Below are 9,455 nucleotides of genomic sequence, written 5' to 3'. Positions count from 1 at the left end.
CGGCGGCGCACCACTCGCGATCATCAAGGAGTACATCGAGAACCAGAAGCGCCCTGGATGAGGCAGACAGTGCAGACCCGTGCGCACGTGCGGGTCAGAGCAGCGTTAAGAAGCGCTTCCGGCCCTGAAGGGCCGGGGTTCCGCGCTAGATCCCGCTGAAGCGTGCTCGTATCTTCCGCCGCGATACGCGTCCGACTCCACGAACTCCTCGTACGCCCACTCATCCACGGCGTAGCGCGCCGGTGCGGTGCAGCGCGCGGGAGAACACCACTCCGGGTGCTCCATGACGCCACCGGTAAAGACTTCAGTCTGCTCGTGCACGTGCCCATTCTCCGTCCCCCCGCCACCGAAGCTCCCAGCACAGGCGTCGCGGGCTCGTACTCCTGCTCCCTGGCAGACATCGTGCGGTCACGCCACCCGCCCCACCTTGACGACGGCACCCTGTGAGCGCTCGTCCTCCCCGATATCGCCGCGGCACCGCCGCTCAAGAAGCCGGCGGGCGGGGGAATATAATCTCGCCCATGTCGAAGCCTGACGATCTGCTCGTTGACGTCGCCGCCCTGGTGGAAGCCGGGCAGAGCAACCAGATGTCCCTGACCGTGGTCACCGGTGGTGCTGTCATCACCGGCCGCCTTGCTCCCGAGGCGGTGTGGAGGCAGAGGGTGTCGGAGGTGCTGACAGACTCGGACCGCCTGGCAGAGTTCTCCGCCGTCTTCGATGCCCCCTCGAAGAAGGACGAGCCGCCTGCGTACCTGCACTTCCACGTCGCCCGCATTCTGCAGGGAACCGTGGGGATCCCCGAGACGGGCGGGATGTACCGCGTGGCGATCGAAGACATCAGCGCCTGGACCGTGGGCGACTTCAGCTATTCCGACCACTGAGCAACCGCTCGGCACGAGCCCGCTGCACGCGACGGGGCCCGACCGGCTCGCGCCGGGAGGGCCCCGCTACTGTCCAGGTGCCGGCTCGTACCCGGGCAGGAGTACGGGCTCGGCGTACCCACGACGGGGCACGCCCCGTCACGCACGGCGGGCACCGTCCTGCGTCGGGTTCACGCACTACAGGAGAACCGCCTTCACCGCAGCACGATGATCTACCCCATAGAGTGATCCTGCGCCCGGCTGGTCCGTGTGGGGGCTTTTGGGCGGCGAGCGAATGAGGCGGCGATGAGTGAACTGACGAAGCCCGAGATCGACCTTCCGGAGGGGGATGCTCCCGCCGAACTGACCATCCGCGACCTCGTCGTCGGGGAGGGCCTCGAGGCGAAGCCGGGCAGAGTTGTCCAGATTCACTACGTCGGGATCACCTTCGCGTCCGGGGCGGAATTCGACGCCTCCTGGGACCGGGGCCAGACGTTCAAGTTCGCCGTGGGCGGCGGTAAGGCCATCAAGGGCCTGGACCGCGGGGTGAGAGGGATGAAGGTCGGTGGCCGGCGCGAGATCATCGTTCCCCCGCGCCTCGGCTACCGCAACCAGTCGCCCTCACCGCTGATCCCGGCAGGCTCGACACTCCTCTTCGTCGTGGACCTGCTCTCCGTCGCAGCCTGAGATCCCGCAGCATGTCGATGTGGTCGGTGTGCTGGGCAACGCCGGCAGCGAAGTCGCGGATCGAGGCAGGGTCCGTCAGGTCACAGGCAACTGCTGGGCCGCTCGGTGGTCGTGGGTCGGGATGATCGTGACTCGGTTCCTGGCGGCGTGCAGGCGGTGCAGCGTCCGGAAGGTCTCGTGCCGGTCGTCGTCTGCGAGCCCTCCGGGGTAGCCGGCCTTTTGCCGGATGAGGTCGATCTGGTCGGTGTGCCAGGCTGCGTCGCCGGCGAGCAGTACCCAGCCCGTTGCCGTGTGCGCCAGGACTCCGACGCTGCCAGGGGTGTGTCCTGCGAGGTCGACGAGCACGACGGAACCGTCGCCGAAGAGGTCGTGGCTGGCGGAAAACGTGAGGATCGGCGGGCCGTCCAGTTCGTAGGGGACGATGCCCCGGCCGCGCAGGGCCTCGCGGACGCCTCCTACGGGAGCGATCGAGCCCCGCATGACCCAGTCGTGTTCACGGCGGTGCAGATGTACCGGCAGGTCGGGAAGATCGAGGAGGCCGCATACGTGGTCCCAGTGCGCGTGCGTCGGCAGCGCGAAATCCAGGCCAGCGAGCGGTCGTTCGCGCAGTGCGGTAACGGTGGGGACGGTGGCGGCCGGGGGACGCATCGTGACCCGCAGGATCGCCGGCAAGTCGGCAACAGCGCGGCTGTCGACATCGAGGCAGACGCTCGGATCCACGACGAACGTCGCTTCCGGGTGTGTGATCACGAACGACAGCAGGGAATTCGCGATGCGTCGCGGCTGCCGCAGCCCTTCCACGATCAGTGCGGTGGGCACGGACCGTGGCACCTGTCGCAGTGCGGAGACGGTGACCGAAACCGCCGTGTCCGGTAGCCCCGCGTCGGTCAAACCGCGCAGGAACCGCTGATCGGGGCGTCGGGGACGGACAAGACCCGTTGCCAGACTTGCAACCGCGCCACAGCATGCGGCCAGCGTCGGTGATCTCACAGCGTCAGACATCGCAGTGTTGTCCCTCTCGCGATCGGGTGGTGCGTTCGATGACGGGACGGTATAACTTCAGGCCGACCTGAAGTAAAGGGGTGTGATGTCCGCAGTGGAGTCGAAGATCGGCGATGCGGCTGCCTTGCTCGGGGTGGCCACCCATGTCCTGCGACACTGGGAAGACATCGGGTTGCTCACCCCGCGCCGGCTGCCCTCCGGGCATCGCGTCTACGACGACCAGGCCATCGGCCAGGCCCGCCTCATCCAGATCTGCCAGCGGGCCGGGCTGTCACTCTCCGAGATCGGTCAACTTGCCGCGGGGGAACGGGGCGACCGCATCGGTCTGGTCAACGCGAAGCGCACCCGGATCGCCGAACGCATGGCCGACCTCGAACTGGCTGACCGGTTCCTGGCCCACCTGGTGCGCTGCGTACACCCGGTCATCTCCGACTGTCCGGAGTGTTCCGCTCTGGTGGAGCGGGGCGCGCGATCAGCGATCACCCGGTGACGCGGCATGAGCGGGCGCCCGCCCCCGTTCCGCAGGGGCGCCCCGCCGCACCGCTCAGACGGTGAACTCCCGGATCACGGTGTTCCTGAAGACCGCCTTGCCGTCGATCGTGAACAGCGCGAGCCGGGTGTCCGTGAGGTAGGGGAACGCCTCCATCGAGTGGGTGTGGCGGCCGTCGTCGAAGAACACCTCGACCGAGGTGCGATCGACCAGGACGCGCAGCCTGACCTTGTGGGCCGATGCGTCGAAGGGGGTCTTGCTCTCCTGCCACTTGCCGGAGGTGTCGGGGTTGGCGGCGCCCCGGCGGTTCACGAAGGCGTAGTCCCCGTACACGCCCGCGTCGATGTGCCGGCTGCCGTCGGCGGACCTGCGCAGCTGGACGCCCGCGCCGGTCAGCTGGTCCCAGGTGATATCGGTGGACAGTTCGTACGCCGTACCCGTGTAGTCGAGTACCAGTTGGCCGTCGACGGACACGTCGCCGAGGTCGACGGTTCGTGAGACGTGCTGGTCCAGGGCTTGCACGGGGCGGGATGCCAGGTAGTGGGTGCCCGATGCGGCGCGGTGCAGGGTGATCTCGCGGACGATCGAGTCCGTGCCGTTGAAGCCGTCGGTGTCGATGGTGGGGGTGGTGTTGGGGTAGTCCCAGTTGTTGAGCCAGCCGATCGCGTAGCGGACGGCCGGGTCGACGTCGCCGTTCGGGGCGTGCTTTTCGAAGGTGACGGCGCCGTACCAGTCGAAGCCGTGGTCCAGCCACTGCGGTTCCGGCGCGTCGGGGGTGAACGTGGTGCCGTCGAACTCGCCTGTCCAGTACGCGTAGGTGTTGGGCAGGCCGGCCGCCTTGCCGTTGGCGCTGACCCCGAGCACCCATTTCGCGGTGCCGCCGTCGGCTGTGGTGATGCGGAACAGGTCGGGGCACTCCAGGACGCCGATGCCCTCCTTCACGAAGCCGCCGACGTACGTCCAGTCCTTGAGGTTCGCGGAGTGGTAGAAGCCGACCTTGGTGTGCTCGGCGAGCACCATCACCCAGCGGCCGCGCTCCTCGTCCCGGATCACCTTGGGGTCGCGGAAGTCCTTCACGCCCGGGTTGGGGACGGCCGGGTCCGTGCCGTGGTTTTTGAAGGTGCGGCCTTTGTCGGTGGAGTACCACAGGTACTGGGCCTGGGTGTTGGCGGTCTGGTCCGGCTCCATGGTGGCAAGGACGACGACCGCTCCCGCGCCGAAGCCCGCGGTGTTGTCCGCGTCGACCACGGCGGAGCCGGACCAGACGTCGCCGTTGAGGGTCGTGTCCTTGGGGATCGCGATGCCCCGGTCCTTGAACGAGACCAGGTCGGTGCTGGTGGCCAGGCGCCAGGCCGTGCCGGTGGTCGTGCCGCCGGCCAGGTAGTCGGCGTTGTAGAGGTAGTAGTAGTGGTACTCGCCGTCGATCCAGATCGGCTTCTGCGGGTCGTTCTTCCATTGGTCGGGGACGCTGAAGTGGTACTCGGCGCGGTAACTCGCGCCCCGCTTGCCGGGCTTGCCGGGGCGGGCGGCCGCCGGTCCCGCGGGTATCGCGGCCAGCGCCGCGCCCACGGCTCCGACCCGGATCAGCGCCCTTCGGCTCATGTCACGCATCGTTCCTCGCTTCTCTCCTGCCGCCGTGGCCACGGTGGTCCACGCTGGATCAGGACTGTAGACCTAACTCGTTAAAGGTCAAGCGATCGGGAGGGTTGACAGGGGAGTTACCCGGTTCTCATCATCTGGGTCACAGTTCTTTACTAACACGAGTTAGGCCCCTACGAGAGGCCCCGATGACCGACTCACCACACTCAGGTCTCCCCCGCCGCACCCTGCTCCGTTACGGCGGCTACGGCGCCGGCGCCGCCGCACTCGCCGGCACCGCCGCGAGCTGGGACCGGCTCACCGGCGCCGACATCCCCGGCCGGGACGGCGACTCCCTTGTCGTCGCCACGCTCGGCTCCGCCTTCGACCCGGCAGCGCAGCGCGCTCTGCGCGAGGGCTTCCAGAAGCTGCACCCCGACATCAAACTGCGCCTGCTGCCGATCCAGGCCACCGACTGGTCCGACTTCTTCGCCAAGATCCTCACCCAGATCGCCGCGGGCACCCAACCCGACCTCGTCTACGTCGCCACCGAGGGCGTGCAGCTCTTCGCCCAGCGCCTCGGAGTGCCGCTCGACACCTGGGTCAAGCGCGACGCGGACGAGCTGCGCGAGTACTTCGCGGACGTCCATCCCTCGCTGGTCGAGTCGATGATGTACGAGGGCAGCCTTTATCAGCTGCCGGTCGAGTTCAACGCGGCCGACATGTATCTCAACACCGCGGTTCTGCGGAAGGCCGGCGCCGAACTGCCGCCGCCCGACTGGACCCGCGACCAGTTCACCGCGCTGCTCAGGGAGTTGAAGCGCGGCGGCGGCTCCCACTTCACCCCGTACTTCTGGACCAACCGCCTGTGGGGCGGCGTCGTCCCGTGGCTGTTCGCCAACGACACGAACGTCCTCGCCGAGTCCAAGGCACCCGGCGGCGACTGGCTGTGGAACGACTTCTACCCGGCCGACCAGCGCCGCGGCCGGGGCGGCGGTTACCGCTGGCGCACTCCCCTGGCCACCCATGAGCGCGTCGAGGAGGTCTACGACTATCTGGCCTCGCTCATCCGGGACCGGCTCTGCTCGCGCCCCGAGGGCGGCAACGGCGACAACCTGGTCGGCGTCTTCTCCACCGGCCGCGTCGGCGTCACCCCGGCGGGCGGCTTCTGGGCAGGCGGACTGCACGACGCGGGCATGCGGCGCACGGGCTACGACGTGCAGCACTTCCCCCGCTGGCGCACCCAGCGCCACCAGTTCGGCGCCGCCGGCTATGCGCTTCTGCGTACGTCGAAGAAGCAGGACGCGGCCTGGGAGTTCATCAAGTACTCCGTGCGCAAGGACGTCCTGGCCGAGCTCTTCCTGGCCAACCAGACGACCCCGGCACGGCGTTCGATGGTCCAGGCGGCCCGCTACGCCAAGACAGGGCCGACGAACTGGCAGGTCTTCTACGACACCCTCGACAAGTTCCCCACCACAGGACCGATTCCGGCACCGCCGCAGGTCGCCGAGGTCGAGCAACTCCTCCTCAAGCACACCGGCACCGCGCTCGGCGATCCGCGCGGGGTGCGTCCCGCGCTGCGGCGGCTGCAAGGCGATCTGGAGAAGGCCATGGAGCGTGACGTATGACGACCACCCAGCACAGGGCAGAGGCCAAGGCCGCCGTCAGGAAGCCGGAGCCCCGGCCCAGCGCACGGGAGCGCGGAACACGCCTCCTGGCCGCGCTCTTCCTCGCGCCGACCGTCATCGGCGTCCTGGTCTTCACCGTCGTACCGATCGCCGGGTCCGTCGTCCTGAGCTTCTTCCACTGGAACGTCATCGACTCGCCGACGTTCGCGGGGACCGACAACTACCGCGCGGCCTTCACCGACGACACGGTCCTCGTCTCCTTCTCCAACACCCTCGTGTTCATGTTCTTCGCGGTCGCCCTGCAGCTGCTGCTCGCGCTCGTCCTCGCCCTCGCGCTCGACAACCGGCTGCCCGGCTGGCTGCGTTCGACGTTCCGCTCGGCGTTCTTCTTCCCGCTCGTGCTGTCCGCGGCATCCATCTCGGTGGTCATGAAGTACCTCTTCAACCAGGAATTCGGGGTGATCAACTGGCTGCTCGGCCATGTCGGCATCGACCCGGTCCCCTGGCTCACCTCGGAGGACTCCGCGATGGCCGCGGTCGTCCTGGTCTATGTGTGGCAGCAGTTCGGCTTCTCCTTCCTGCTCTTCGTCGGGGGCCTCAACAACATCCCCAAGGAGATCCACGAGGCCGCGTCGCTGGACGGCGCCACCGGCATCCGCAAGCACCTCGCCATCACCCTGCCGCTGCTCTCGCCCACCCTCCTCGTCGCCTCGGTGGTGGGCATCATCAACGCCCTCCAGGTCTTCGAGCAGCCCTACGTCCTGACCGACGGCGGACCCGGCGATTCCACCCGCACCGTCGTGATGGTCATCTACCAGAGCGCATTCGAGCAGCTTCGGTTCGGCGAGGCCTCGGCGGTCGGCGTGCTGCTCTTCGCCCTGATCCTGGCGGTCACGGCACTCCAGTTCCGGCTCAGCCGGCGATTCGTCCACTACCAGTAGGCCCGGGTGATCCCTGTGAACCGTATGACGTACGGCCTGTCCTCATGGGCGCGGATCGCCGGTCTGGGCGTCGTCGCGCTGCTCACCCTCGGCCCGGTGATCTGGACCGTGTCCACCTCGCTGCGGGCCCCCGCCGAGTCCTTCGACCTGCCCCCGCAGATCATTCCGTCCGCGCCGACGACCGAGGCCTACAGCCAGGTCTTCGCGCAGATCGACGTATGGCTGTTCGCGCTCAACTCGACCCTGGTGACCGCGCTGATCGCGGTCGGCCAGATGATCACCGCGGGTCTTGCCGGTTACGCCTTCGCACGCCTCGAATTCCGTTTCAAGAAACCGCTGTTCGGGCTCGTCCTCGCAACGATGATGGTGCCGCTGCAGGTCACGATCGTGCCGGTGTTCCTGATCCTGAAGTCCATGGGCCTGACCGACACACTGCTCGGGCTGATCATCCCCGCCTGGCCCACCGCGTTCGGGACGTTCCTGATGCGGCAGTACTTCCTCGGCATGCCCAAGGACCTCGGCGAGGCGGCGATGATCGACGGCGCGGGGCCCTGGCGGATCTTCCGCTCGGTGTACGCGCCGCTGGCCGCGCCGGGCCTGGCCATCGTGGGCGTCCTCGCCTTCAACTACCACTGGAACGAGTTCTTCCGCCCACTGATCCTGGAGACGTCGACCGACAACTTCACGCTGCCGCTCGGCCTGGTATCCCTCCAGGGCAACCTCGGCACCGGATCCGTGTCCGTGGTCCTCGCGGGCGTCGTACTCTCCATGATCCCCGCCATCGCCGTCTTCGCCGTCGGCCAGCGCCCGCTGCGCGAGGGCATCACATCCGCAGGAGTGAACCGTTGAGAAATCCCCGCACCGACACCGACGTCCACGCCCCGCGCTTCCGGGTCAGGCCACCCGCGAACTGGATCAACGACCCCAACGGCCCCTTTTACTGGCACGGCCGCTACCACCTCTTCTACCAGCACAACCCCGACGCTCCGGTGCACGCCAACATGCACTGGGGCCACGTCTCCAGCGCCGACCTCGCCCACTGGGAGCACCACCCCATCGCGCTCACCCCGACACCGGGCGGCCCGGACGAGGGAGGCTGCTGGTCGGGATGCGTGGTGGACGACGCGGGCGTGCCCACCGCCGTCTACACCGGCGTGGACCTCGCACATACCGGGCTCGGCACCATCTGCCTGGCCCACGCGTGCCCCGACTCCCCGGATCTGACGGCCTGGGTCGCGCTGCCCGAGCCGGTGGTCTCCGCGCCGCCACCGGGCCTGGACGTGACGATGTTCCGCGACCCGTTCGTCTTCGAGCACGGCGGGCGCCGCTGGGCACTGGTCGGCGCGGGCCACGCCGACGGCACGCCGTCGGTCCTCCTGTACGACTGCCACGACCTCACGTCCTGGCGCTTCGCCGGGGTGTTGGCGGACGGGCACGACCCGGTGGCTCAGAAGGCGTTCGGCGGCGGCGCGGTGGGCTGGGAATGTCCGCAGCTCTTCGAGGGGCACGGCGGCGACTGGACGCTGGTGGTGTCGCTGTGGGACGGCTCTCCGATGTCGACGGCCTACCTGACCGGCCATCTCCTCACGTCCGGCGATGGCACCTTGACCGGCTTCACGCCTCGCGCCGGTGGCCCGCTCGATCTGGGCAGGGACTGCTACGCGCCGGCCGTGCTGCACGACACACAAGCGGGCCGGAATCTGCTGTGGGGCTGGGCCCGGGAGGCGCGGGGGCAGCAGGAGGTGGACGACGCGGGCTGGTCCGGTGTCCTGACGGCGCCGCGGGTCATCGACACCCACCCCGACGGCACCATACGCGTCAGCCCGGCACCGGAGCTCAAACTCCTGCGCGCCCGGACGCCGTTCGTGACGCAGGCGGGCAGTCGTACGCCGCTGCCTCTCGCGTACGACATCGAGGTCAGCGCCGTCGCGTCCACCACGGTCACGCTGCTGCGGGCCGCGTCGGGCGCGGAGCTGACGCTGAGACTCGACCCGGCGGCGGGCACGGCGACGCTGGTTCGCACCGGTTGGCCCCGCGCACGGCCCGACGACTCGGCACCGATCACGCTGACGACACGTCCAGCCCCACCCGGGGGACTTGACGTCCGCATCCTGGCCGACGGCTCCCTGCTCGAACTCTTCGTGGCGGACCGCGCGGTGGCGACAGAACGTATCTACCGACGCCCGGACGACGTCGCCGAGCTGACGGTCGCCGGAGAGGGCGCGCGGGTCACCGGCTGGGAAGTCATGGCGCCCGGGCACGAGTGAGC

Annotated in this window: 9 protein-coding genes; 7 read left to right on the top strand and 2 right to left on the bottom strand. The window is 68.7% G+C overall.

Going from position 1 to position 9,455, the window contains the following annotated elements; all coding sequences use genetic code 11:
* The first annotated feature begins 521 nt into the window (after positions 1-521).
* A complete protein-coding gene (locus IE226_RS34970; RefSeq protein WP_190085488.1) occupies positions 522-881 on the top strand; it encodes a GvpU-like protein in 360 nt (119 codons plus the stop codon).
* A 285-nt stretch (positions 882-1,166) separates the two neighbouring features.
* Positions 1,167-1,547 carry an FKBP-type peptidyl-prolyl cis-trans isomerase gene (locus IE226_RS34965; protein ID WP_190085487.1) on the top strand — a complete coding sequence of 127 codons (381 nt, stop codon included), beginning with the start codon at positions 1,167-1,169 and terminating at the stop codon, positions 1,545-1,547.
* A 75-nt stretch (positions 1,548-1,622) separates the two neighbouring features.
* Here IE226_RS34965 and IE226_RS34960 read toward each other — a convergent pair whose 3' ends face one another.
* Positions 1,623-2,366, bottom strand: a complete 744-nt coding sequence (locus IE226_RS34960; RefSeq protein WP_229871723.1) for an MBL fold metallo-hydrolase — start codon at positions 2,364-2,366, stop codon at positions 1,623-1,625.
* Between the two features lie 268 nt (positions 2,367-2,634).
* Here IE226_RS34960 and IE226_RS34955 point away from each other — a divergent pair, with 268 nt between their 5' ends.
* Positions 2,635-3,039 carry a MerR family transcriptional regulator gene (locus IE226_RS34955; RefSeq protein WP_190085485.1) on the top strand — a complete coding sequence of 135 codons (405 nt, stop codon included), beginning with the start codon at positions 2,635-2,637 and terminating at the stop codon, positions 3,037-3,039.
* A gap of 54 nt (positions 3,040-3,093) precedes the next feature.
* On the opposite strand, the gene IE226_RS34950 is transcribed toward IE226_RS34955, so the two are convergent.
* A complete protein-coding gene (locus IE226_RS34950; protein ID WP_190085484.1) occupies positions 3,094-4,650 on the bottom strand; it encodes a glycoside hydrolase family 32 protein in 1,557 nt (518 codons plus the stop codon).
* 176 nt (positions 4,651-4,826) lie between these two features.
* Between IE226_RS34950 and IE226_RS34945 the strand changes: the two genes are divergently transcribed.
* From IE226_RS34945 to IE226_RS34930, 4 genes are read left to right on the top strand one after another with little or no spacing between them, the layout of a single operon-like run.
* The gene (locus IE226_RS34945) at positions 4,827-6,245 is read left to right on the top strand and encodes an extracellular solute-binding protein (RefSeq protein WP_190085483.1); all 1,419 of its coding nucleotides are present in this window, start codon (positions 4,827-4,829) and stop codon (positions 6,243-6,245) included.
* Entirely contained in the window at positions 6,242-7,186 is a 945-nt protein-coding gene (locus tag IE226_RS34940) for a carbohydrate ABC transporter permease (protein ID WP_190085482.1), read from the top strand. The genes IE226_RS34945 and IE226_RS34940 overlap by 4 nt, the downstream gene beginning before the upstream one ends.
* Positions 7,187-7,210: 24 nt before the next feature.
* On the top strand, positions 7,211-8,035 hold the full coding sequence (locus tag IE226_RS34935; RefSeq protein WP_190085497.1) for a carbohydrate ABC transporter permease: 825 nt from the start codon (positions 7,211-7,213) through the stop codon (positions 8,033-8,035).
* Positions 8,032-9,453 (top strand): glycoside hydrolase family 32 protein, encoded by a 1,422-nt coding sequence (locus IE226_RS34930; RefSeq protein WP_190085481.1) that lies wholly within the window; start codon positions 8,032-8,034, stop codon positions 9,451-9,453. The genes IE226_RS34935 and IE226_RS34930 overlap by 4 nt, the downstream gene beginning before the upstream one ends.
* Positions 9,454-9,455 lie beyond the last annotated feature (2 nt).

Source organism: Streptomyces longisporoflavus (genome assembly GCF_014649775.1).
Taxonomy (GTDB): domain Bacteria; phylum Actinomycetota; class Actinomycetes; order Streptomycetales; family Streptomycetaceae; genus Streptomyces; species Streptomyces longisporoflavus.
Note: the sequence above shows the minus strand (reverse complement) of the source record. Positions and strands in the feature narration are given on the sequence as shown.